We start from the raw sequence: 22544 nt of genomic DNA, 5'->3' as shown, positions 1-22544 counted from the left end.
TCAGCCCTTGACCGCGCCCTGGAGCCCGCCCACGATCTGCTTCTCCGCGAGGGTGAAGAACAGCAGCGCCGGCAGCATCGCCAGTGAGGTGAAGGCGAGGACGCCCGCGGTGTCGGTGGTGTACTGGCTGGAGAAGTTCTGCACGCCCAGCGGCAGGGTGTGCAGGTTGACGTCCCCGAGGACGAGCAGCGGCAGGAGGAACGCGTTCCAGCTCGCCACGAACGCGAGGATACCGACGGTGACGATCGCGGGCCGCGACAGCGGCAGCACGATCCGCCAGAGGAAGCCGAGCCGGCCGGCGCCGTCGATGGCGGCCGCGTCCTCCAGCTCCCGCGGGATGGCCGACAGGAACGGCCGCAGGATGACGATCGTCAGCGGCAGCGAGAAGGCGACCTGCGGAAGGATCACCGCGTAGTAGGAGTTGATCAGGCTCAGGTCACGCAGCAGGAGGTACAGCGGCAGGATCGCCGCGCCGGCCGGGAAGAGCAGACCGAGCGTGAAGAACGTGTAGAGCCATTCACGCCCCCGGAACGAGTACCGGGCGAGCACGAACGCGGCGGCCATGCCGAGCACCACCACGCCGAGCGTGGTGCCCAGAGCGATCACCGCGCTGTTGAACGCCTGCCGCCAGAAGTCGCTCTGCGTGAGCACCCGGTAGTAGTTGTCCCAGACCCACGGGTCGGGCAGGCCGGCCGGGTCGTTCACGATCTGCGGCGTGGTCCGGAAGCCACCGACGATGACGTACACGACGGGGGCGATCGACACGGCCGCGACCGCGAGCGCGATCGCGTACGTCAGCGGCGAGCTCCACTGCACCGGACGGCGCCCGGGCGAAGGGGCGGGTACGGAGTTCACGGCCACTGTCACTTCCCCTTCCGGGTGATGGCGCCCTCGATGTCACGGCTGAGCAGGAACCGCTGGAACAGCAGCGCCGCGACGAACGAGATGGCGAACAGGATCACGGCGACCGCGTTGCCGTAGCCCCACAGCCGGGCGAAGAAGCCGTTGTCCACCATGTACGTCGCCATGGTGGCCGAGGCGCCGAGCGACCGCACCGCGGGCACGGAGGTCACCCAGACCATGTCGAAGACCTGCAACGAGCCGATCATCGACAGGAACATCCAGATCCGGATGGTCGGGCCGAGCAGTGGCAACGTGACGTGACGCTGGATCTGCCACCAGCTCGCGCCGTCGATCTCGGCGGCCTCGTTCAGCTCGGGCGGCACGTTCGACAGGCCGGCGAGCAGCAGGATGATGGCGAAGCCGACGTACTTCCAGGTGAGCACGAACAGCAGGGTCCAGATGACCACGTCGAGGTCGGCCAGCCACGCCTGCACCAGCCCGCCCAGCCCGACCGACCGCAGCAGCGCGTCGAGCGTGCCGCCGTCGGTCAGGATCAGCTTCCACATGATGCCGACGGTGACCTCGGCGAGCACGTACGGCACGAAGACCAGCAGGCGGAACGCGGAGCGCCCGCGGAAGCGGCGGTTGAGCAGCAGGGCGATGCCGAGCGCGACGGGCCCCTGGATGAGCAGCGACCCGAAGACGATGATGGCGTTGTTGCGCAGCGCGTCGAGGAAGATCGGGTCCTGGAACGCGAGCGTGTAGTTACGGAAGCCGACGTACTCGGTGGGCGGGCCGACCCCGCGCCAGCGGAACAGGCTGTAGTAGAACGCGAAGCCCATCGGCACCAGCACGAACAGCACGTAGATGAGGACCGCCGGCGTCGTCAGGCCGACGATCTCGTACCACTTGCGGCGGGTCTCGGCGCGGCGTGAGGCGGCTCGTGCGCCGGGCCGGAGGCCCGCCGGCGGCGCGAGAGCGCCGTCGGCGGGCGTACGGGTCTGCGATGCGGACGTCACTTGCTTGCGGCCGCCTTCATGGCCGAGACGACCTTCTCAGGTGTCCCGTTGCCGGCGAAGATCGCGACGATCGCGTCGTTCATCGCGGTGCCGACGGTGCTGCCGAAGGCCGTGTCCAGCCAGAGCTGCACGTAGGTGGCCGAGGAGGTGGCCTCCAGGATGGACTTCAGCGCCGGGTCGGTGACGCCGTCGGCAGCGCCCTTGGCGACCGGCAGGCCGGTGCCGGTGGCGGCGTAGCCCTTCTGCACCTCGGGGCTGACGATGTACTTGAGGAACTCGACGCACTCGGCCGGGGCGTTCTTCGAGCAGGCGAAGCCGTCGCCGCCGCCGAGGGCCGCCTTCGGGTCACCGGCGGAGCCGGAGATCGCCGGCACCGGGAACCAGCCCAGGAACTTGCCCAGGGCCGCCTTGTCCGTGGCGACGGTGTCCAGGGTGCCACGGTTCCAGTCGCCCATCAGTTCCATCGCGGCCTTGCCGTTGGCGAGCAGACCGTTGGCGCTGGTCGGGTCGTTCTGGCCCGGCGTGGCGATGAAGTTGTTCTGGAACGGCTTGGTGTCGATGAAGCTCTTCAGGTCCTGGCCGGCCTTGACGAAACACGGGTCGTCGAAGGTCCGGTCCTTGGTCGCCTTCTTCAGCGTGTCGACCGAGCAGGCCCGCAGCGCGAAGTTGTACCACCAGTGCGCGGCCGGCCACTTGTCTCCGGCGCCCAGGGCGATCGGGATGACGTTGATGGCCTTGAGCTTGGTGACCGCGGCGTTGAGTTCCTCGAAGGTGGTCGGCGGCGCCGTGATGCCCGCCTTCGCGAACATGTCCTTGTTGTACCAGACGCCTTCGATGCCCATCCGGAACGGCAGGCCGTACTGCTTGCCCTCCACCTGCCAGATCTCGGAGGCGCTGCCGATGTCGGCGACCTCGCTCTTCACCTGGTCGGTGATGTCCTTGAGGTAGTCGGCCTCGACCTGCTCGCGCATCTCGCCGCCACCCCACGCCTGGAAGATGTCCGGCGGGTCGTTGCTCAGCAGCGCGGCGGGCAGCCGGGTGCGCTGGAGCTGGTTCGTCTCGATCGCCTCGATCTCGATCTTGACGGTCGGGTGGGCCGCGGAGAAGTCCTTGGCGACCTTCTCCCAGTACGTCTTGCCGGGCCCGTCCTGCGAGGCGTTGTGCCACCAGGTCAGCGTCACCGGGTTCTTGTACAGCTCGCTCTCGGCGGCCTTGTCGTCGTCGCCACCTCCACTGCACGCGGAGGCCAGCAGAGCGCTTGTCACAAACAGTGCCAGGACGGCGCCAGCACGGCGCTTCATCGCCATAGATGTCTCCTCGACCACTTAGTCGGGTTACCTGCCGGGGAGTTTTACAGGGCCGTAACGTGAAGTCAATCGGTATCGATAACGTTTTCGAAAACGTCTTCGATCACCCTGGGAAGGCCCTCTATCATCGTCGGCGTGGTGTTCCCGCAGCGCGTCAAGATGTCAGACGTGGCCCGCACAGCCGGCGTCTCGGTGGCAACCGTATCGAAGGTTGTCAATGGTCGGTACGGCGTCGCACAGGCCACCGTCGAGCGCGTCCAGCAGGTCATCCACGAACTCGGATACGAGGCCAGCCTGGGGGCGCAGAGCCTGCGCAGCCACCGGACGAACGTGCTGGGCATCCTGGTCGCCGAGTTCGAGCCGTTCTCCACCGAGCTGCTCAAGGGCGCCTCCCGCGAGGTCGCCGGCAGCGGCTACCAACTGCTCGCCTACTCCAGCGGGGACGGCAAGGGCGCGGCCATAGGGTGGGAGCGGCGCTCGCTGGCACGCCTGTCCGGCACGCTCATCGACGGCGCGGTGATCGTGACGCCGACGGTGGTCGAGACCAAGCACGGTTTCCACGTGGTGGCCGTCGACCCGCACACCGGCCCGTCCGGCCTGCCCACTGTCGACTCCGACAACTTCGCCGGCGCGGTGCTGGCCACCGACTACCTGCTGTCGCTCGGGCACCGCCGGATCGCGCACATCAGCGGCCGCCCCGACCTCGAGTCGGCCCGCCTGCGCGAGGCCGGGTTCCGCAAGGCGATGGCCGACGCGGGCACGCCGGTGGACGAGCGGCTGGTGCGGGTGGGCGGCTTCCGCACCGAGAGCGCCGCCAGCACGGCCGCCGAACTGCTCGCCCTCCCCGACCGGCCGACCGCGATCTTCGCCGGCAACGACCTCTCCGCCATCTCCACCGTGGACGTCGCCCGCGACCTCGGCCTGCGCGTACCGGACGACCTGTCGGTCATCGGCTTCGACAACATCCCCGAGTCGGCGCTGGTCGACCCGCCGCTCACCACGATCCGGCAGCCGCTGCAACGCATGGGCGCCGAGTCACTGCGCCTGCTGATCGACCTGATCGCCGGCGCCGAGCGGGAGACCCACATCCAGCTCCCCACCGAGCTGGTCGTGCGGGCCTCCTGCGCGCCCCTGCGCTGATACGCCCCGCTCCTACCCGAACGGCGATTGACGGGCGGCTATCGAGGTCCGTAAGGTTTCGGGCTACTTCCGGAAGACGCCCCGGAAGTTTCGGAAGCCGCACCGCCCGCCCGGGCACCCGCCGCTCCGTTCCACGTCGCGGCGGCCCCGGCACCGCCACCGCCGGCCCTCGGGCCGAGCGCACCTGCCCGGAAGGAACGAGATGAAGCTGAGACGCTGGCTCGCCGCCGGCGCGGTCGCCGTCGTGACCGCCACCGCCCTCAACGTCGTCCCCGCGACGGCGGGACGCCCGTACGACCCGGCCGCGCAGAGCCTGCGCGAGCTGGCCAAGCGCCACGGCCTGTACGTGGGCACCGCAGTGGACATGGCGGCCCTCAACGACGCCGCCGAGCCGCGGTACCGCGAGCTGGCCGCGTCCGAGTTCTCCACCGTCACCGCCGAGAACGTGATGAAGTGGGAGAGCCTGGAGCCCACCCGCGGCACCTACAACTGGGGTCCGGCCGACGAGCTGATCGAGTTCGCCCGCAAGAACAACCAGCGGGTCCGGGGCCACGTGCTGGTCTGGCACAACCAGCTGCCGGCGTGGCTGACCAGCGGCGTCGCGGACGGCTCGATCAGCAAGGCCGAGCTGCGCCAGATCCTGCGCAACCACATCACCGCGGTGGTCACCCACTTCAAGGGCAAGATCTGGCAGTGGGACGTGGTGAACGAGGCGGTCAGCGACCCCTGGGACACCCCGTCCACCCTGCACTACAAGGGGTTCTGGGCGCAGAACCTCGGGCCCGGCTACCTCGCCGACGCGTTCCGCTGGGCCCGCGCCGCCGACCCGAAGGCGCTGCTGTTCTACAACGACTACAACATCGAGGCGTTCGGCTCCGGCAACCCGGCCGACGACAAGACGCAGTTCGTCTACAACATGGTCCGTGACCTGCGGGCCAAGGGCGTGCCGATCGACGGCGTGGGCGCGCAGGGCCACCTGGGCACCCAGTACGGCAACTTCAGCACGCTCCAGGTGGTCGCGGCCCTGCGCAAGTTCGCCGGGCTCGGGCTGGCCACGGCGCTCACCGAGGTGGACGTGCGCAGCCAGATCACCGACGGGGTGGAGGCCGGCGACTCCGCCGAGATCAACCCGCGCCTGCAGGCGTCCGCGGCGGGCTTCAGCGTGCTGATGCAGGCGTGCCTGGCCGAGCGGCACTGCCTGTCGTTCACGCTCTGGGGCTTCACCGACAAGCACTCCTGGGTGCCCGGCGCGTTCTCCGACCCGCCGGAGGGCCTGGCCACCGTGTACGACGAGAACTACCAGCCCAAGCTCGCCTACCACGAGCTCAAGGCAGACCTGATGTTCTCCGGTCCGCCCTACGTGCTGCCGCGCATCCCGCAGCACCCGCGCCGCTGACTGTCGCGCGCAGGGGCCGGCCTTCGGGCCGGCCCCTGCGTCGCGGTACGCCACGGGATCACGCTCACGCCGCCCGGCGGCGGCCCAGTTCCGACTCCAGCCGTCCGATGAGCGTCTTGCGGGCCTTGCCACGCCGTTCCCGGCGCAGCGCCGCGTCGAGCTGACGGGTGTCGAGGTCGCGCACGAGCTTGACCGCCTCGGTCACCGGCAGCTCGGTCATCTGCTCCGCGGCGGTGGCGTCCCGGCGGGCCCGCTTCGCCGGGCCGGTGTTCGGCACGTACTGGCGGCCGGAGCGCGACGCGCGGCGCTTGCGCGTGTCGGTGTCGCGCCGCTGCTCCTCCGACAGCTCCTTCCACGCCTGTTCGGGCAGGTAACGACGGGTCTCGCCGCCGTTGCGGGCGCGCGTGTCACCGCTGCGGGTCTGCCACTTCTCGCCGCCCCAGCGCTGCAGCGAGCGCTGCCGTGCGTCCTTCGGTCCCTCGAATCCCCCGCCGGCCTTCTTGTACTCGTTCGTCAGCAGCTGCGACTTGCGGGCCGACCACTGCCCCGGCCGTCCGCCCTTGTCGGAGGCGCGGATCTCGGCCTTGAGGCGCTCGCGCAGTTCCGGCTCGGTGTACTTCGCCATGACGCAGCGTTACCCGCGCCGGCGGCGGCCATGCCGGTCAGCCGGGTCCCGGCCGGTAGACCAGATCCATCGTGTCGGTGCGGCCGGACCAGTCCAGCCGCAGCCGCCAGCACCCGGCGGCCGGCAGGTCGACGATGGACGGCCCGGGCCCGCCGTCCACCTCGCGGACGACCGGGGCGCCCGTCCCGTCCCGGGTCGCGGTGATCACCAGAGGCGTCCGCGGCGCCGGCTCGGAGCGGCCTTCCTCGGGACGCGCCACCCAGAGGATCTTGTTGTTCGCACCGTCGCCCCGGGCGTGCACGAGCGGGTACGCGAACAGGATCGCCACGATGTCGCCCCGGGCGCCGAAGACGTGCCGCATCCGGGTGTCGCCGGTGAACCCGGCGTCCGCCCAGTCCGGCAGCCGGCCGGTCTCCACCCGTTCGGCGCAGGCCGCCGGCGCGGCCGGCTCGGTGGCCGCCGGCGCCGAGGTCACCGGCGCTCCGGCCGGGACCGTGGCCGGACCGGAGCACCCGGCCAGCAGCAGGACCGGCACCAGCAGGACTCTTCTCGCAACGAACATCGCGGCCTCCCCGTCGACGGCTCTCGTCAACAGGACACCGGCCGGGGCCGCCGGGTTCCCGTCGCTCACCGGAGCGAGGCCGCGACGTCCAGCGCCTGCTCACGGGTGAGGTCGCCCTCCAGCCGGTAACTCAGCCCGCCCTGCTCCCAGATGAGCGTGGCCGCGGACAACCGCGCGGTGGCGACCCGTTCCGTGCCCGACCGGTCCACGTACGCCAGCGCGTGCGGACCGCCGACCCAGATCGCGAACTCGCCACCGACCTGGGTGAGCGTCACGTCCGCGCCGAGGGACCGCTTGTGGAACACGATGTCGAGCGAGCCGTCGAAGGCGTCCAGCCGTACCGTGCCGCCCCGGTAGAGCAGGCTGACCACCCGGTGGCCGCCGGCGCCGTCCGGGTCGGCCACCAGCACCCGTTCCGGCGCGCCCAGGCGGGACGGCACCCGGATCGGGAAGCGGACCTGGCGTTGCGCCTCGGCGAGGGCGACGTGCCGCTGCGCGGGCAGTGGCGAGGGCGTGCCGGTCGGCGGCGGGGCGGGCGCGGAGTCGATGACGACGCCGGAGAACCGCAGCAGCCCGGTCACCGCGTCGGCGAGCGCGGCGCGGCCCGGCGGCAGCGCCACCACGAGCAGCGCGGCGAGCACGGTGGCCAGCACGTACCGCCGGCGGCGGCGCGGCGCGGGCGCGTCGAGCCGGGCGCGGACCCGCGCGGTGACGTCGGGCGTCCGCGCCGGCTCCAGCCAGCCGGTCAGGTCACGCAGCTCGCGCTCCAGGTCATCCACGGTGCGCCACCTCCCGGTCCAGCAGGGCACGCAGCTTCGCCAGCGCCCGGTGGGTCCGCGACTTCACGGTGCCCCGGGGCAGCCCCAGCACCGTGGCCGTCTCGTCCTCGCCGAGGTCCAGCAGGTAGCGGCAGACGATCGCCTCGCGGTCGCGTACCGGCAGCAGCCGCAGCGCTCCGACCAGCGCGGCCCGGCGCTCGGCCGCCAGCACCGCGTCGAGCCCGTCGTCGGCGCCGCCGGCCACGACCGGTTCCGCCGCCGCCGCGCGCAGCGTCAGCCCGTCGCGCCGGCTGCGCGTCCGGTGCAGGTTCCGGGTCTCGTTGGCGACGATCGCGAGCAGCCAGGACCGGAACGACGCCTCGGCCCGGTAGCGGGACAGTTTCCGGTACGCCTTCACGAACGCCTCCTGGACCACGTCCTCGGCGTCCGGACCGGCGCCCAGCAGCACCGCCGTCCGGTACGCGGACGCGGTGTGCCGGGCGACCAGGGCGTCGTACGCCTCCCGGTCGCCGGCGCGTACGCGGGTGACGAGGTCGTCGTCGTCCAGGGCAGCCTCCGCCGTCGGTCCGCTTCCATGACACCGCCCGGGGCGGCCGGGTTCCATCAGGCGTTTGACCGGTGACCGTGCCGGAAAGAGTGGCGGGATGAGCTGGGCGAGAAGAGCCGTACCCGCAGCCGTCGCCGCCGTCGCCGCGCTGGCGGCGCGGGACCTGCTGCAACGCGACCACGCGCTGCGCCGCAACTTCCCGGTGCTGGGCCGGGCCCGGTACCTGATCGAGTCGATCGGACCGGAGCTGCGGCAGTACATCGTGGCCGGCAACGACGAGGAGCGGCCCTTCACCCGCGACCAGCGACGCTGGGTGTACGCCTCGGCCAAGCAGGAGAACAACTACTTCGGGTTCGGCACCGACAACGACATCGAGCACACCTCCGGCTATCCGATCATCAAGCACCGCACGTTCGGCCGGGCGGTGCCGCCGTCGGCCCCGACCGCCGGGCACGACGTGACGCTGCCCTGCGCCAAGGTGCTCGGCGCGGCGCGCGGCCGGGCGCGGGCGTTCCGCCCCGAGTCGGTGGTGAACGTCTCCGGCATGAGCTTCGGCTCGCTGTCCGCCAACGCGGTGGAGGCGCTCAACCGGGGCGCGGCGCTGGCCGGCTGTCTGCAGAACACCGGCGAGGGCGGGCTGTCGCCGTACCACCGCATGGGCGGTGAGCTGGTCTTCCAGCTCGGCACCGCGTACTTCGGCTGCCGCGACGAGCAGGGCCGGTTCAGCCTGCCGCGGCTCAAGGACCTGGTGGCGTCGGCGCCGGTACGCGCGCTGGAGATCAAGCTCAGCCAGGGCGCCAAGCCGAGCCTCGGCGGCCTGCTGCCGGCGGCGAAGGTCTCCGCCGAGATCGCCGCCACCCGGGGCGTCCCGGCCGGTCAGGACTGCGTCAGCCCGTCCCGGCACGCCGAGTTCTCCGACTGCGACAGCCTGCTCGACTGGGTGGAGCTGCTCGCCGCCGAGACCGGTCTGCCGGTCGGCATCAAGTCCGCCGTCGGCGACCTCGGGTTCTGGGAGGATCTGGCCACGCTGATGCGCGACACCGGGCGCGGCGTGGACTTCGTGACCGTCGACGGGGGCGAGGGCGGCACCGGGGCCGCGCCGCTGATCTTCAGCGACTCGGTCTCGCTGCCGTTCCAGCAGGGCTTCTCCCGGGTCTACCGCACGTTCGCCGAACGCGACCTGCACGAGAAGGTGGTGTTCGTCGGCGCCGGCAAGCTCGGCCTGCCCGACAACGCCGTGGTGGCGTTCGCGCTCGGCGCCGACATGGTCAACGTCGGGCGGGAGGCGATGCTGGCGATCGGCTGCATCCAGGCGCAGAAGTGCCACACCGACACCTGCCCGACCGGCGTCGCCACGCAGAACGCGTGGCTGGCCCGGGGTCTGGACCCGGCCCGCAAGTCGGTGCGGGCCGCGAACTACATCCGTACGCTGCGCCGCGACCTGGTCAAGGTGGCCGAGGCGTGCGGCGTCGAGCATCCCGGGCTGATCGGCACCGACGCGGTGGAGATCCTCGACGGCCGCACCTCGTCGATCCCGCTGGACCGGGCGTTCGGCTACCGGCCGGAGTGGGGGATGCCGTCGGCAGCGGACCGGGCGGAGATCGTGCGGCTGATGACCGCCGAGGCGCCGCAGGGCGGCAGCGCGCCGCCCTCCCCCACCGCCGTCGGCTAGCCGGTTCCCTCGCCGGTGCGGTGCCGCCCCCGGCGGCGCGGCGGGCGCGGGCGGAGCACGATCGGCGCCACCACCAGGACCGCCGCCGCGCCGAGCAGTCCCCAGGGGTGGCGGCTGGTCTCGACCACGAAGGCGACCGGCCGTTCCGGCAGGTCGACGCGGCCGTGGAGTTCGTGTGCCCCGAGCACGGCGACGTCCACCGGCACCGGGATCTCGTACGTCCGGACCTGCCCGGCGCCGATGGTGCCCAGGGGCGGGGCGGCGACGATGGTGTGCGCCCGTCCGGGCCGGCCGAGCAGCAGCGTGAACGGCGGGTCGACCACGTCGGCCGGGCCGGGGTTGCGCAGCGCGACGCGTACGGTGAGCGTCTCGGGCAGCCCGAACCATTCCCGTAGCGGGCGGCGGCCGGCGACGCGCAGCTCGTCGAGGTGCAGTCGCGGCGTGGCGGCCGGCGCGGGCGCCGGGGCGGCGGTCACGCCGCTCAGCGGCAGGGCGGCGGTGACCTGCGCGGCGCCGCTCAGGTCGGCGGCCCGCAGCACACAGGGACAGGCGACCGGCGGCGCCGCCAGCGCGATCGGCGCCGCCGTCGTGCCCGCCGGCACCTGGACGGTGGTGGCCTGCTCGTTGGCGCAGTCGAGCGCGCCCCGGCGGGCGTCGTTACCGCAGACCGTGAGGTGGACCGGGCCGGCCGGCCAGCCGCGCAGCGTGACGGTGACCCGCTGCCCGACAGTCAGCGGGCCGGACGGCACGACGACAGCGGGCCGCGGCGGCGCGGAGGCCGCAGTGGACGACGGCGCGGGCGGGGCGGAGACGGCGGCGCCGTCCGGCGTGGACGGCGGTGCCGGGACCGGCACGGCCAGCGCGAGGATCGCGGCGGCGGCCGGCAGGACCGGGGTCACCGGGCACCGGCCGCCGTGCCGCCCGCCGGGGGTTCGGCCGGTCCCGCGACGGGGGCCCGGGACGCATCCGCCGGCCCGCCGGGAGCGGCCGAGGGCTCGGACACCGACGCCGGCCCGGCGGGTGCAACCGTCGCCGGAGGCTCGGACACCGGCGCCGGCCCGGGCGTGGTGGAGGGCGCGGCCGAGGTGGGGCGGCGTCGACGACGGCGCAGGTGGAGGAGCCAGGCTCCCGCGGCCGCCGGAGCGGCGATCAGCAGCCAGGGCGGCGCCCACACGCTCGCGGTGCGCCGCACCGGGGGCAGCGCGGTGTCGACGGTGGTGGGTGCGAGGTCCACTGTCGCGGTCAGCCGCAGCGCGGGCGGCACCCCGGTGACCCGCTCGGTGACGGTGAACTCGGCGCCGGGCAGCAGCTCCGGCAGGTCGACCGGGCTGGTCCGGGACAGCGTCCAGCCACCCGGGCCGTCGACGACCACCGCGCCGGTGCCGCCGACGCGGACGTTGCCGCTGTTGCGGATCCGGTAGGTGACCGTGAGGTCGGCGCGTCCGATCGGGTTGAGCGGGGTGTCGTAGTCGACGCGTACCGTTTCGACGGTCACGGCGGGGCGGACCTCGCCGGCCACGCGGAGGTAGACCCGGGCGGCGATCCGCTGGTCGAGGCGGACCCGCTGCCCGTCGGCGGTGACGCCGTCCTGGGCGACCGCGGCGATCACGCCACCGGTGTGGTCGCCCGGCGTGGCGTCGCGCGGCACGGTGAGGCGGAACGGGATGTCCGCGCGCCGGCCGGGCTGGACGGTCCAGTTCCGCCGCTCGACGCCGATCCAGGCGCCGACGTCGGTGGCGGCCCGGTCGGAGGGCAGCAGCGCGAAGGCGCCGTCGGTGGTGGTGTACGCGTCGGTGCCGTACACCGCGAAGGTGAGCGGCCGGTCACCGAGGTTGGTCACCCCGACGTGGTCGGTGATCGTGGCGCCCGGCGCCAGGTCGTAGGTGAAGTAGTTGCGCCCGGTCGGCCCGCCGGGCCCGGACGGCTGGACCGCCCAGCGGGCGGCGCCGGGGTCGGCGGGCGGCGCCGGCCGGGGGGCCGCCTCGCCGCGCGACGGTGACCCGAGCAGCACCGCGAGCAGCACGGCGGCGAGCGCGGCGCCGATCCGGGCGGCCGGGATGCGGGTGGTGGGCGTGAGGAGGGGCATGCCGTGCTCCGCTGCGAGGTGGTCGCCGGGCAGACGCCGCTGGTGGGGCACGGGCGACGTGCCCGCGCCCCACCAGGGCCGACCCGGTCGGTGAATCAGGAGAGGGTCAGGGTGAGCGTGGCGACGTAGTCGCCCGCCGCGGCGGACGCCGGCACACCGAGGTTGAGCTCGGCGCCGCAGGCGAAGACGCCGTTGCTTGTCCCGGCGCCGGCCGTGCACAACGCTCGGGCCTCGCCGAGACCGGCGCCGGGAGCGGCCACCGCACCCGGGGTGACGGCGCCGGTGGTTCCGCCCAGCGGGTCGTCCACCACGTTCGCGGTCGGCGCCCAGCCGAGGTAGTTCCCGGCGATGACGCCACCGGCGGCGGAGGTGAAGTCGGAGACCTGTCCGACCAGGCTCCAGCCGGTGCCGGCACCGCGCAGGTCGGCCACCGTGGCGGTGTTCAGCGGCGCCCGGGCGTACTCGCCCTTGCCGACCGGCGGCAGGGCGACGTTCGCGCCGGCCACGCTCAGGCTGAGCGGGCCGCCGGTCACCGTGCTGGTGATCCGCTGCTGGGCCGAGTTCCCACCCGCGCCGGTACGGGTGAAGGTGATCGGCGTGAACGTGTCCTGGCGGCGGTCGGCCGAGCCGCGGGCGGCGAAGGTGATGACGTAGCACTGCACCTCGGTGCAGTCCACCTCGTCGCCGTTGCGGTCGGTGTAGACGGCGCTGATCGGCAGCGTCGTGGTGAAGCTGCCGTCGGCGGCCATCCGGTCCCGGGCGTCGGTCGGCTCGTTGGTCTTGTTGACCCACTTGGTGACCTGGAGGACGCTGGCGTTGGCCCAGTGCTCGTCGACCTTCGGTCCGAACGAGACGTAGATGCCGGCCCCGTTGTTGAAGTCCGGGTCGAAGCCGGTGCCGCGTACGGTGACAGTCGCGCCGGCGGGGTCGAGGCCCTGGGCCGGGTCGACGGTCACCGCCGGGGTCGCGGGCGCGGTGCCGCCTGCCGTGGTGAACGTGAACGACACCGGGTCCAGCGCCTCACCGGCGGCGTAGAAGCCGTTGAACGCGCCGGCTCCCACGCTGGTGAGCGCCGCGGCGAGGTTGCTGCCGGTCACCGTGTTCCCGCTGGTGGCGGGAGCGCCGGTGAGGGTGGCGATGGTGGCCTGCTTCACCGAGACCGGCTCGGTCATCGTGGTGGCCAGGTCGACGTCCGCCTTCAGCGAGGCGGTGCCGCCGGAGACGGCGACAGTCGGGTTGGCCAGCGTGATGGTCAGCAGGTGCGCCGGGTACGAGAACACCACGGTGCCGCCGTACGTGGCGTTCGTCGTACCGGTGGCGGCGTCGTGCGTGCCGCCGGTCGACGGGAACGTGAACGTGCCGTCGGCGTTGACGGTGGCGCCGTTGCTGACAGCGATCGGCGGGTCCCCGTTGCCGGCCTTGACGTAGTTGCGGAAGCTGGCCTTGAAACCCCAGGTCAGGCTGCCGCTGGCGATCTCGGCCTCGGCCGCCGAGGCGGGTCCGGTGCCCACGAGCGCACTCGACACGCCGACGGCGAGCACCGCCGCCCAGCGCATCGACCGGAGGGCTCCGGCTCTGGATCTGAACATGCTGTTCCTCTCGGGAGGGGAAGCGAAGGCATTAGGTTAGGCAAACCTAAGATGATCGGGTGATCCACGAAGCGTCCCAAGATCTTCAGCCGAACGGACCCCTTGCCACCTGCGCGTTCGCCACTTAGGTTAGCCAAACCTAAGTAACCGCTCGGCCGGCACGTCCGGCCGGACCTGTCGTGTGAGGAGCCCGATGCGAGCACGGCGCCGCACCATCTGGACCACCGTTCTGCTCACCGCCGCCGTCGTCGCCACGCCCGCGCCGGCCCACGCCGGCACCGCCACCGGCAGCGGCGGCCAGAAGCTCACCGTCACCCCGAGCACCGGCCTGAGCCGCTCCGGCGCCACCGTGTCCGTCTCCGGGCGCGGCTACGACGTCGACAAGGGCATCTACGTCGCGTACTGCGTCGACAACGGACCGGGCGTGGCGGCGACCCCGTGCGGCGGCGGCGCCGACACCACCGGCAGCCTCGGCGCCTCGCAGTGGATCTCGTCGAACCCGCCCGCCTACGCCGAGGGCCTGCCCGAGCCGTACGGCCCCGGCGGCTCCTTCTCCGTGACGGTCAAGGTGACCCCCACCATCGGCGACGTCGACTGCACCGTCCGGCGGTGCGCGGTCGTCACCCGCGCCGACCACACCCGGGCCTCCGACCGGTCCCAGGACGTACGGGTGCCGGTCACGTTCGCCGCCGGCGCCACGAGCGCCCCGCCGAAGGCCGGCCCGGCGCCGAAGGCGACCACGCCCGCCGCCACGCCCCGGACCACCACCGGACAGGACGCGCCGGCCCCGGCCGCCTCCGGCAACCCGCCGGCCGCAGCGGGGGCGGCAGGGGTGACGGGCGCCGCGCCCGGGGCCGGGGCGCCGTCGCAGGCCGCGGCCTCCGACCTCCACGTCACGCGGGTCAGCGACACCTCCGGGGCCGGACGCGGATGGACCGTCGGGGTGGTGGCCGCCGCGCTGGCCCTGGTCGTCCTGCTCGGCCTCGGCCGTTGGCGGCGCCGTCGCGGTGCCGGCCGGTGAGCCGCCCGCACCGGCGACCGGGCCGGGGACCACTCGTCGCGCTGCTCGCGGTGACCCTGGCGGCGACCGGCTGCGCCGCGCCGGGCCGATCGGGCACGCCGTCCGCCGCCGGCTGCGGCCCGGTCACCGCGACAGTGGACGACGCCGACGTCGAGCCGGTCCGCCCGACGCCCACGCCCGCGCTGCCGGCCACCGTACGCTCCGGCGACGGCACGACGGTGACCGTCGACGACGTCAGCCGCATCCTCCCGGTGAACCTGCACGGCTCGATCGCCGAGATCGTCTTCGGCCTCGGCCTGGGCGGCAACGTCATCGGGCGGGACACCTCGACCACGTTCCCCGCCGCCGCGCACCTGCCGGTGGTCACCCCGGGCGGGCACGACCTCTCCGCCGAGGCGGTGCTCGACCTCGACCCCAGCGTCGTGCTCGTCGACGACGGCGTCGGGCCGCCCGAGGTGCTGCGCCAGCTCCGCGCCGCCGGCATCCCGGTCGTGCGGGTACCTGCCGAGCCGACGCTCGACGGCGTACCGGCGCACATCCGCGCGATCGCGGCGGCGCTCGGCGTGCCCGAGGCCGGAGAACGGCTGGTGACCCGCGTGCGGAGCGAGATCGCCGAGGCCCGGCGTACCGCCCCGGCGGGCCGCGCGCCACGGATCGCGTTCCTCTACCTGCGCGGCACCGCCGGGGTCTACCTGATCGGCGGCCGGGGCGCCGGGTCCGACGCGATGATCGAGGCGATCGGCGGCGTCGACGCCGGCAGCGCCGCCGGGCTGTCCAAGTTCCGTCCGCTGACCAGCGAGGGCCTCATCAACGCCGCGCCCGACGTGATCCTGGTGATGAGCGCCGGGCTCGCCTCCGTCGGCGGCGTCGACGGTCTGGTGAAGCTGCCCGGCGTGGCGCAGACGCCGGCCGGGGCGAACCGGCGCGTCGTCGACATGGCCGACGGCACGCTGCTCACCTTCGGCGTCCGCTCCGGCCGGGTCGTCCAGGCCCTGGCCCGCGCCGTCTACTCGTGCGAGGACCCGTCGTGACCACGCTAAGGAAGCGGCCCGCACCCGTCGCCCCGGCGCCAGTCACCGGCGCGCCCCGGTCGCCCGGCCGGCGGGGCGCCGTCCTGGTGGCCGGGCTCGGCGCCGCCCTCGTGCTCGTCGCCCTGCTGGCCGCCGGGCGCGGCCAGGTGGCGATCTCCCCCGCCGAGGTGCTCGGCTCCGTGCTGCACCGCCTCGGGCTGGACCTCGGTCCGCTGCCGTCGGCGGCGCAGGGCGAAAACGCGCTCTGGATCGTCCGCTTCCCCCGGGTGCTGCTGGCGGCCGTCGTCGGCGCCGCCCTCGGCTGCGCCGGCGCGGTCATGCAGGGCGTCTTCGGCAACCCGCTCGCCGAGCCCGGCGTCATCGGGGTGTCGGCCGGCGCCGCCGTCGGCGCCGCCCTGGCCATCGTCACCGGCGTCACCGTCCTGGGCGGATGGACCGTGCCGCTCGCCGCCTTCGCCGGCGGCCTCGCCACCACCTACCTGGTGTACGCGCTGGCCCGCTCCGGCGGCCGGACCGAGGTGGTGACGCTGGTGCTGACCGGCGTCGCGGTCAACGCGGTCGCCGGCTCGGTGATCGGGCTGCTCATGTTCGTCACCGACCAGTCCGGCGTGCAGGCCATCGCGTTCTGGAACCTCGGCAGCCTCGCCCAGGCCAGTTGGACGGCCGTCGGTCTCGCCGCGCCGTGCCTGCTCGTCGGCCTCGCCGTCGCCTGCGCCGACGCGCGCCGGCTCGACCTGCTCGCGCTCGGCGAACCCGCCGCCCGGCACCTCGGCGTGAACACCGAACGCCTGCGGCTGCGGCTGATCGTCGTCACCGCGCTGCTCGGCGCCGCCGCTGTCGCGTTCACCGGCATCATCAGCTTCGTCGGACTGGTCGTGCCGCACCTGATCCGGATGGTCGCCGGACCGGGCCACCGGGTGCTGCTGGTCGCCAGCGCGCTCGGCGGGGCCGTCGTGGTGATCGGCGCCGACCTCGCGGCGCGTACCCTCGTCGAACACCAGGAGCTGCCCCTCGGCGTGCTCACCGCGGTCATCGGCGGCCCGGCGTTCTTCTGGCTGCTGCGCCGCACCCGCGACCGGGCCGGAGGCTGGGGATGAGCCTTCCGCGTACACCGCGCCGGTTCGCCGCCGCCCGTCCGCCGCGCCCGGCGCCCGCCGGGCACGTCCGGATCCGGGTGGCCGGGCTGCGCGTCGAACGCGCCGGCCGGACCGTGCTCGACGGGATCGACCTTCGGGTACGCGCCGGCGAGGTGCACGCCCTGGTCGGGCCGAACGGCGCCGGGAAGTCGACGCTGCTCGGCGCGATCAGCGGTGACGTGCCGGCCGCCGCCGGCCGGATCGAGGTCGACGGGCTGCCCCGCGAGTCGTGGAGCCCGGTGGAGCTGGCCTGGCGCCGGGCCGTCCTCGCCCAGCGCAACACGCTCAGCTTCCCGTTCACGGTCGGGGAGGTGGTGCGGATGGGCCGGGCGCCGTGGGCCGGGCGGCCGGAGCGGGACCAGGACGACGCCGTCGTCGCCGACGTGCTCGAACGCTGCGACGTCGCCCGCTTCGCGGCCCGGCCGTACCCCGCGCTGTCCGGCGGCGAGCAGGCCCGCGCCGCGCTGGCTCGGGTCCTGGCGCAGCGGGCCACCACGCTGCTGCTCGACGAGCCGACCGCCGCGCTCGACCTGCGGCACCAGGAACTGGTCATGCACATCGCCCGGGAGCGGGCCCGCGCCGGGGACGCCGTGGTCGTGGTGCTGCACGACCTGACGCTGACCGGGGCGTACGCGGACACCGTGACCCTGCTCGGCGACGGACGCGTCCGCGCCGCCGGGGCGCCGCGCGACGTGCTCACCGCCCCGCTGCTCAGCGGGGTCTACCGGTACGACATCGACGTCGTCCCCCACCCGCGTGACGGGCTGCCGCTGATCGTGCCCCGACGCGGCCGGCCCGCAAGACCGTCAGCCGACGAGGAGAGATAGCAGATGGATACACAGACGTTCGCGGCCCGGCTGCGCGCCGAGACCCGCGACGCGCACCAGAGCGCCGAGTCCCAGCGGTACGTCTCCGCGCTCACCGCCGGTGAGCTCGACGTGGCCGGCTACACCGCGCTCGTCGTCGCGCACCACGGCATCTACGCGGCGCTGGAGGGCGTCGCGGAGACGATGCGCGAGGACCCGCTGGCCGGCCCGTTCGTCGACGACGCGCTGACCCGGCTGCCCGCGCTCGCCGCCGACCTGCGGTTCCTGCTCGGCCCGCGCTGGCGCGAGGTGATGGAGCCGATCCCGGCCGCTGTCGCGTACGCCGCGCGGATCACCTCGGCCTGCGCCGGATCGCCCGAGCGGTTCATCGCGCACCACTACATCCGCTATCTCGGCGACCTGTCCGGCGGGCGGCACATCGGGCGCTGCGTGGCCCGGTACTACGGGGTGACCGGCGAGGCCGGGGCGTCGTTCTACCGCTTCCCGCGGATCACCGATCCGAAGTCGTACAAGGACGCCTACCGGGCGAGGCTGGACGCGCTCGCGCTGGACGAGACCGGCCGGGCGGCGCTGCGCGACGAGGTGCTGGTGGCGTACGAGCACAACATCGCGGTCTTCACCGACCTGGGTCGCCTGGTGGCGGCGGGCAGCCGGGAGGGCGCCGCGTGAGCGCCGGTTTCCCGCCGGAGGTGGTCGCCGCCGTCAGCCGGCACATGAACGACGACCACGCCGGGGACGCGCTGCTGATCTGCCGTACGCTCGGCGGCCGGCCGGACGCCACCGCGGCCCGCACCACCGGCCTGGACGCCGACGGCATCGACTTCGCCGTCACCGTCGGCGGCACGGAGGTTCCGGTGCGCGTCCCGTTCGCCCACCGGCTCACCGAACGGGCGCAGATCCGCCGGGAGGTGGTGCGCATGTACCGGGAGGCCTGCGACCGGGCCGGCGTACCGCCCCGCCCGGCCGGCTGAGCGCCGGGACCGTCCGGGCCGCGGAAACCCGGTCGGCCGCCGCGCCGCCGCGGCGTACAGTCCGCCGCATGGCTGTGGACACGAGGCCGGCGGTGCGCGCCGGCCGATTCCGGCTGCTCCCGCTGGGTGTGGTCTTCCTGACCGTCGGTCTGTCCACCGCCGTGGTGCTGCCGTTCCTGTCGCTGTTCCTCGACCGGGAGGTCCACGCCAGTCCGTTACGGGTGACCGTGTTCCTGGTCGTCGCGCCGCTGTCCGGGGTGGTCGCCTCCGCGCTGATCGGCCGGCTGTCGGACCGCCTGCCGATCCGGCGCGCGCTGCTGGTCGGCGCCGCGCTGGCCGGCGTGCTGGGCGCGGGCCTGACCGCGTACGTCCGGGACTACTGGATCCTGCTGGGGTTGACCGCGACCGCCACCGCGCTGGCGAACTCGCTGTTCCCGCAGTCGTTCGCGTACACCCGGGCGCTGTTCGACAGGGACGATCCGGCGCGGGCGGCGTTCGGCGTCAGCCTCATGCGTACCGTGTTCTCGGTCGCCTGGGTGGCCGGGCCGGCGCTGGCCGCGGTGCTGCTCGACGTCGGCGGCTTCCGCCTGGTCTACGGCATGGCCGCCGTCATGTACGCGCTGGCCGCGCTGGTGGCCGCGTTCCGGCTGGAGGAGCTGCCGCTGCCGGCGCGGCCGGTCGCGGCCGATCCGGACGGCGCCACGCCCGGCCCGCGCGGCGCGTCCCGGCTGCGGCTGGCGCTGACGGCGCTCACGTTCGTGCTGCTCCAGTGCCCGCTGACGGTCGGTGTGCAGGCGATGCCGCTGTTCATCGACACCGAACTGCACGACGACCCCTCCCGCGCCGGGCTGGTGCTGGGCCTGTGCGCGGCGCTGGAGATCCCGCTGATCCTCGGGCTGGGCGCGCTGACCGCGCGGGTCCGGCTGCGGCCGCTGATCCTGGTCGGCGGCGGCTGCGGGGTCGCCTACTACGCGGCCGCCGCGCTGGCGCCGAGCGTGCCGTTCCTGCTGTTCGCGCAGCCGGCGAACGCGCTGTTCATCGCCGCGGTGTCCGGTGTCGGGATCGCCTACGTGCAGGATCTGCTGCCGGGCGAGCCGGGCCGGGCCACCACGCTGTTCACCAACACGTTTCCGATCGGCGCGATGCTCGCCGGGCCGCTGCTCGGGCTCTCCGCGCAGGTCGGCTACCGGTGGGCGTACGGCATGAGCACCGCGCTGTGCGCGGCCGGGCTGCTGGTGCTGGTGCTGACCCGGCCGCCCGCGCGGGCCTGACCGGGGTCAGTGGCGCCGCACCAGCACCACGTGGTCGATCAGCTCGCCGGTCTGCCCGTCCGGGCCGGTGGCGGTACGGCGCGCCGCGCCCAGCCGCTCGGTGTCCCAGCCGTCCGGGTCGAGGCTCATCGCGGCCAGGATCTCCTCCGGTTCGGCGAACCGGTGGTGGCCGGTGTCGGGCCCGGCCCAGGGCGGCGGCGCGCCGTGCTCGACGACGAGCAGCCGGCCGCCGGGAGCGACCGCCTCGGCCGCCGGGGGCAGCACCTTCTCCCGGGGCAGGACCAGCGGCGACTGGAAGAACTGCGCGGACACCAGGTCGTACCGGCCGGGCGGGAAGCCCTGGGTGAGGTCGTGCCGGACGGTGGTGATCCGGTCTGCCACGCCGGCCCGTTCGGCCTCCACCGCGAGGCGGTCCAGCGCGACCGACGAGATGTCCACGGCGGTGACCCGCCAGCCCCGCGACGCCAGCCACACCGCGTCGCCGCCCTCACCGGAGCCCAGGTCGAGCACGGTGCCCGGGGGCAGCGCGCCGGCCACCTCAGCCAGCACCGGGTTGACCCGGCCGCTCCAGATCCGGTCCCGCTGGCCGTATCGCTCGTCCCAGAACCGGGCCGGGTCGGTGTCCGCCGCCGGGTGCTCGTGGTGGTGCCCCGTCATGTCCGCCTCCTCGCCGCCGGGCGTCGGGCCGCCCGGGCCCCACCATCGTGCGCCGGGGGCCATCGGGCAGCAAGGAACCTTGCCGTTCCGGCAAATACTTCCGGGCGGCAGCCGCCTCGGAATATACCCCCCGGGGTATGCGCTACAGTTGTCGTATCGCCCGACATCACTGCGCGAAGGAGTGCGGCTCATGTTGTTCACCCAGTACTACCTCGACTGCCTGTCCCAGGCCTCGTACCTGATCGCCGACGACCGCACCGGCCGGGCCGTGCTCGTCGACCCCCGCCGGGACATCGACGAGTACCTCACCGACGCCAAGGCGCACGGCCTGACGATCGAGGGCGTCATCAACACCCACTTCCACGCCGACTTCCTCGCCGGGCACCTCGAGGTGGCCGCCGCGACCGGCGCGTGGATCGGCTACGGGCACCGGGCCGAGACCGAGTACCCGAGCCGCAAGCTCACCGACGGCGAACGGATCAGCCTCGGCGACGTGACCCTGGAGATCATGGAGACCCCGGGACACACACCCGAGTCGATCAGCATCCTGGTCTACGAGCGCGCCGACGACGCGGTCCCGTACGGCGCGCTGACCGGCGACGCGCTGTTCATCGGCGACGTCGGCCGCCCCGACCTGCTCGCCTCGTTCGGCGTGACCGCCGAGGAACTCGGCCGGATGCTCTACGACAGCGTGCAGCGCAAGCTGATGGGCCTGCCCGACGAGGTACGCGTCTTTCCCGCCCACGGCGCCGGCTCGGCCTGCGGCAAGAACCTGTCCACCGAACGGCAGTCCACCATCGGCGAGCAACGCCGCACCAACTACGCCTGCGCCCCGATGAGCCAGGAGCGCTTCCTCGCCCTGGTCACCGGCGGTCAGCCCGCCGCGCCCGGCTACTTCGCCTTCGACGCGGTGCTCAACCGCAAGGCGCGGGAGCTGTTCGACCACGCCCGGCCGGCCCGCCCGCTCCCCCCGGCCGAGTTCCTGGCCGCCCGGGCCGACGGCGCCGTCGTGGTCGACGCCCGCGACCCGCAGGAGTACGCCGCCGGGCACCTGCGCGGCGCGCTCAACGTCCCGGCCGACGGCAGGTTCGCCGAGACCGCCGGCAGCGTCGTCGCACCCGACCGGCCGGTGCTCGTGGTGACCCCGCAGGACCGGGAGGAGGAGATCGTCGTCCGCCTGGCCCGGATCGGCTTCGACCACGTGATCGGCTACCTCCGCGAACCCGACAACGCCTTCCTGGAGATGGTCACCGAGATGACCCGGGCCAGCCGGATCACCGCCACCGAACTGCGCGACGCCCTCGACGGCCCGGACGCGCCGGTGGTGCTGGACGTCCGCAACGCCGGCGAGCGGGAGCAGGGCGCGGTGGACGGTTCCCGGCACATTCCGCTGGCCGAGCTGACCCACCGCCTCGGCGAGGTGCCCGTGGGGCGCCCGATCGTCGTGCACTGCGCCGGCGGCTACCGCTCCTCGGTCGCCGCCAGCCTGCTGCGCAACGCCGGTCACGCCGACGTGTCCGATCTGCTCGGCGGCTACGGCGCCTGGCAGGGCCTGCACGCCACGGCGTGAGGCACGGATCCGGGCCGCCAGGATTAGCACTCCCCTCGCATGGGCAGACATTTGTCATCGGACACGCGATCGAGGGAGCTGACGGCATGGCGAAGGGCGACATCGACACCTACCAGCAGGACGGGCAGTGGAAGAACCGCCCGGAGGGCAACGAGCGCGCGAGCAGCCGCCACGACACCAAGGCGGAGGCGGAGGCGGCCGGCCGGGAGATGGCGGTCGAGCGCGGCGCCGAGCACGTGATCAAGAAGCAGGACGGCACCATCGGCGAGAAGAACACGTACCCCCGCGAGCGCGACCCCCGGGACATTCCGGGCTGAGCCCCGCACGCACGTCACGGCGCCGGACCCGCACGGGTCCGGCGCCGTAGCGCGTACCGGCGGGTAGTGAGTGGCTGGCTAAAAAGTTTTGTTCGGTTCCTACAACGGCTCCCGCTCAGGCTTCGGCCGTTACGACATGGCGCCGTACGCGCGCAGGCGGAAGGGTGAGGCAAGCCGG

The 22544-nt window shown here is 73.8% G+C and carries 23 protein-coding genes; 12 read left to right on the top strand and 11 right to left on the bottom strand.

The genetic code is table 11. From position 1 onward, the window contains the following. Genes KBX43_RS01985 through KBX43_RS01975 form a run of 3 tightly spaced genes read right to left on the bottom strand, consistent with a single transcriptional unit; the run spans position 1 to position 3127 of the window. Positions 1 to 867: a carbohydrate ABC transporter permease gene (locus tag KBX43_RS01985; protein ID WP_043323413.1), complete on the bottom strand. Its 867-nt coding sequence runs from the start codon at positions 865 to 867 to the stop codon at positions 1 to 3. Next, complete coding sequence (locus KBX43_RS01980) at positions 864 to 1862, bottom strand: carbohydrate ABC transporter permease (protein WP_166455984.1); 999 nt, start codon at positions 1860 to 1862, stop codon at positions 864 to 866. Before KBX43_RS01980 ends, KBX43_RS01985 begins: the two co-directional genes overlap by 4 nt. Continuing rightward, entirely contained in the window at positions 1859 to 3127 is a 1269-nt protein-coding gene (locus KBX43_RS01975; protein WP_274478740.1) for an ABC transporter substrate-binding protein, read from the bottom strand. The genes KBX43_RS01980 and KBX43_RS01975 overlap by 4 nt, the downstream gene beginning before the upstream one ends. A gap of 177 nt (positions 3128 to 3304) precedes the next feature. Between KBX43_RS01975 and KBX43_RS01970 the strand changes: the two genes are divergently transcribed. Beyond that, positions 3305 to 4309, top strand: a complete 1005-nt coding sequence (locus KBX43_RS01970) for a LacI family DNA-binding transcriptional regulator (protein WP_113972916.1) — start codon at positions 3305 to 3307, stop codon at positions 4307 to 4309. A 202-nt stretch (positions 4310 to 4511) separates the two neighbouring features. Next, on the top strand, positions 4512 to 5705 hold the full coding sequence (locus KBX43_RS01965; RefSeq protein ID WP_043323406.1) for an endo-1,4-beta-xylanase: 1194 nt from the start codon (positions 4512 to 4514) through the stop codon (positions 5703 to 5705). A 64-nt stretch (positions 5706 to 5769) separates the two neighbouring features. Here the strand turns inward: KBX43_RS01965 and KBX43_RS01960 are convergent, their stop codons facing one another. Genes KBX43_RS01960 through KBX43_RS01945 form a run of 4 tightly spaced genes read right to left on the bottom strand, consistent with a single transcriptional unit; the run spans position 5770 to position 8275 of the window. Continuing rightward, a complete protein-coding gene (locus tag KBX43_RS01960) occupies positions 5770 to 6330 on the bottom strand; it encodes a DUF5872 domain-containing protein (protein WP_043323404.1) in 561 nt (186 codons plus the stop codon). Positions 6331 to 6367: 37 nt separating this feature from the next. Then, on the bottom strand, positions 6368 to 6961 hold the full coding sequence (locus KBX43_RS01955; protein ID WP_281605969.1) for a hypothetical protein: 594 nt from the start codon (positions 6959 to 6961) through the stop codon (positions 6368 to 6370). Beyond that, a complete protein-coding gene (locus KBX43_RS01950; protein ID WP_064445669.1) occupies positions 6958 to 7671 on the bottom strand; it encodes a hypothetical protein in 714 nt (237 codons plus the stop codon). The genes KBX43_RS01955 and KBX43_RS01950 overlap by 4 nt, the downstream gene beginning before the upstream one ends. After that, a complete protein-coding gene (locus KBX43_RS01945; RefSeq protein WP_069088477.1) occupies positions 7664 to 8275 on the bottom strand; it encodes an RNA polymerase sigma factor in 612 nt (203 codons plus the stop codon). Before KBX43_RS01945 ends, KBX43_RS01950 begins: the two co-directional genes overlap by 8 nt. Before the next feature lie 40 nt (positions 8276 to 8315). Here KBX43_RS01945 and KBX43_RS01940 point away from each other — a divergent pair, with 40 nt between their 5' ends. Continuing rightward, positions 8316 to 9890: an FMN-binding glutamate synthase family protein gene (locus KBX43_RS01940; RefSeq protein WP_064445667.1), complete on the top strand. Its 1575-nt coding sequence runs from the start codon at positions 8316 to 8318 to the stop codon at positions 9888 to 9890. Here KBX43_RS01940 and KBX43_RS01935 read toward each other — a convergent pair. The 3 genes from KBX43_RS01935 to KBX43_RS01925 all read right to left on the bottom strand — a co-directional run bounded on the left by KBX43_RS01935 (position 9887) and on the right by KBX43_RS01925 (position 13565). Then, positions 9887 to 10789 carry a hypothetical protein gene (locus KBX43_RS01935; protein WP_113972918.1) on the bottom strand — a complete coding sequence of 301 codons (903 nt, stop codon included), beginning with the start codon at positions 10787 to 10789 and terminating at the stop codon, positions 9887 to 9889. The genes KBX43_RS01940 and KBX43_RS01935 overlap by 4 nt on opposite strands. Next, on the bottom strand, positions 10786 to 11976 hold the full coding sequence (locus tag KBX43_RS01930; protein ID WP_210882606.1) for a WxL protein peptidoglycan domain-containing protein: 1191 nt from the start codon (positions 11974 to 11976) through the stop codon (positions 10786 to 10788). The genes KBX43_RS01935 and KBX43_RS01930 overlap by 4 nt, the downstream gene beginning before the upstream one ends. Positions 11977 to 12071: 95 nt before the next feature. After that, positions 12072 to 13565 (bottom strand): HtaA domain-containing protein, encoded by a 1494-nt coding sequence (locus KBX43_RS01925; RefSeq protein ID WP_210882604.1) that lies wholly within the window; start codon positions 13563 to 13565, stop codon positions 12072 to 12074. Positions 13566 to 13758: 193 nt separating this feature from the next. On the opposite strand from KBX43_RS01925, the gene KBX43_RS01920 reads away from it, so the two are divergent. From KBX43_RS01920 to KBX43_RS01895, 7 genes are all read left to right on the top strand, one after another. Then, positions 13759 to 14586, top strand: a complete 828-nt coding sequence (locus KBX43_RS01920; RefSeq protein WP_064445663.1) for a neocarzinostatin apoprotein domain-containing protein — start codon at positions 13759 to 13761, stop codon at positions 14584 to 14586. Continuing rightward, entirely contained in the window at positions 14583 to 15617 is a 1035-nt protein-coding gene (locus tag KBX43_RS01915; RefSeq protein WP_307851449.1) for an ABC transporter substrate-binding protein, read from the top strand. The genes KBX43_RS01920 and KBX43_RS01915 overlap by 4 nt, the downstream gene beginning before the upstream one ends. Further along, the gene (locus tag KBX43_RS01910; RefSeq protein WP_210882601.1) at positions 15614 to 16714 is read left to right on the top strand and encodes an iron ABC transporter permease; all 1101 of its coding nucleotides are present in this window, start codon (positions 15614 to 15616) and stop codon (positions 16712 to 16714) included. Before KBX43_RS01915 ends, KBX43_RS01910 begins: the two co-directional genes overlap by 4 nt. Beyond that, positions 16711 to 17580 carry a heme ABC transporter ATP-binding protein gene (locus KBX43_RS31295; RefSeq protein ID WP_244206070.1) on the top strand — a complete coding sequence of 290 codons (870 nt, stop codon included), beginning with the start codon at positions 16711 to 16713 and terminating at the stop codon, positions 17578 to 17580. The genes KBX43_RS01910 and KBX43_RS31295 overlap by 4 nt, the downstream gene beginning before the upstream one ends. A 3-nt stretch (positions 17581 to 17583) precedes the next feature. Further along, positions 17584 to 18249 carry a heme oxygenase (biliverdin-producing) gene (locus tag KBX43_RS31290; protein ID WP_244206071.1) on the top strand — a complete coding sequence of 222 codons (666 nt, stop codon included), beginning with the start codon at positions 17584 to 17586 and terminating at the stop codon, positions 18247 to 18249. Further along, on the top strand, positions 18246 to 18551 hold the full coding sequence (locus KBX43_RS01900) for a DUF2470 domain-containing protein (protein WP_013286808.1): 306 nt from the start codon (positions 18246 to 18248) through the stop codon (positions 18549 to 18551). Before KBX43_RS31290 ends, KBX43_RS01900 begins: the two co-directional genes overlap by 4 nt. Before the next feature lie 68 nt (positions 18552 to 18619). Further along, positions 18620 to 19822, top strand: a complete 1203-nt coding sequence (locus KBX43_RS01895) for a sugar efflux transporter (protein WP_222948773.1) — start codon at positions 18620 to 18622, stop codon at positions 19820 to 19822. A gap of 6 nt (positions 19823 to 19828) precedes the next feature. Here KBX43_RS01895 and KBX43_RS01890 read toward each other — a convergent pair whose 3' ends face one another. Further along, positions 19829 to 20479 carry a bifunctional 2-polyprenyl-6-hydroxyphenol methylase/3-demethylubiquinol 3-O-methyltransferase UbiG gene (locus KBX43_RS01890; RefSeq protein WP_064445657.1) on the bottom strand — a complete coding sequence of 217 codons (651 nt, stop codon included), beginning with the start codon at positions 20477 to 20479 and terminating at the stop codon, positions 19829 to 19831. A 190-nt stretch (positions 20480 to 20669) separates the two neighbouring features. On the opposite strand from KBX43_RS01890, the gene KBX43_RS01885 reads away from it, so the two are divergent. Both KBX43_RS01885 and KBX43_RS01880 read left to right on the top strand, forming a co-directional pair. Beyond that, complete coding sequence (locus KBX43_RS01885; RefSeq protein WP_210882599.1) at positions 20670 to 22049, top strand: rhodanese-like domain-containing protein; 1380 nt, start codon at positions 20670 to 20672, stop codon at positions 22047 to 22049. An 86-nt stretch (positions 22050 to 22135) separates the two neighbouring features. After that, positions 22136 to 22366 (top strand): DUF2188 domain-containing protein, encoded by a 231-nt coding sequence (locus KBX43_RS01880; protein WP_030499192.1) that lies wholly within the window; start codon positions 22136 to 22138, stop codon positions 22364 to 22366. The last annotated feature ends 178 nt before the right edge of the window (positions 22367 to 22544 follow it).

Origin of the sequence: Micromonospora sp. C41 (assembly GCF_018070485.1) — a bacterium.
Lineage (GTDB): Bacteria > Actinomycetota > Actinomycetes > Mycobacteriales > Micromonosporaceae > Micromonospora > Micromonospora chalcea.
Note: the sequence above shows the minus strand (reverse complement) of the source record. Positions and strands in the feature narration are given on the sequence as shown.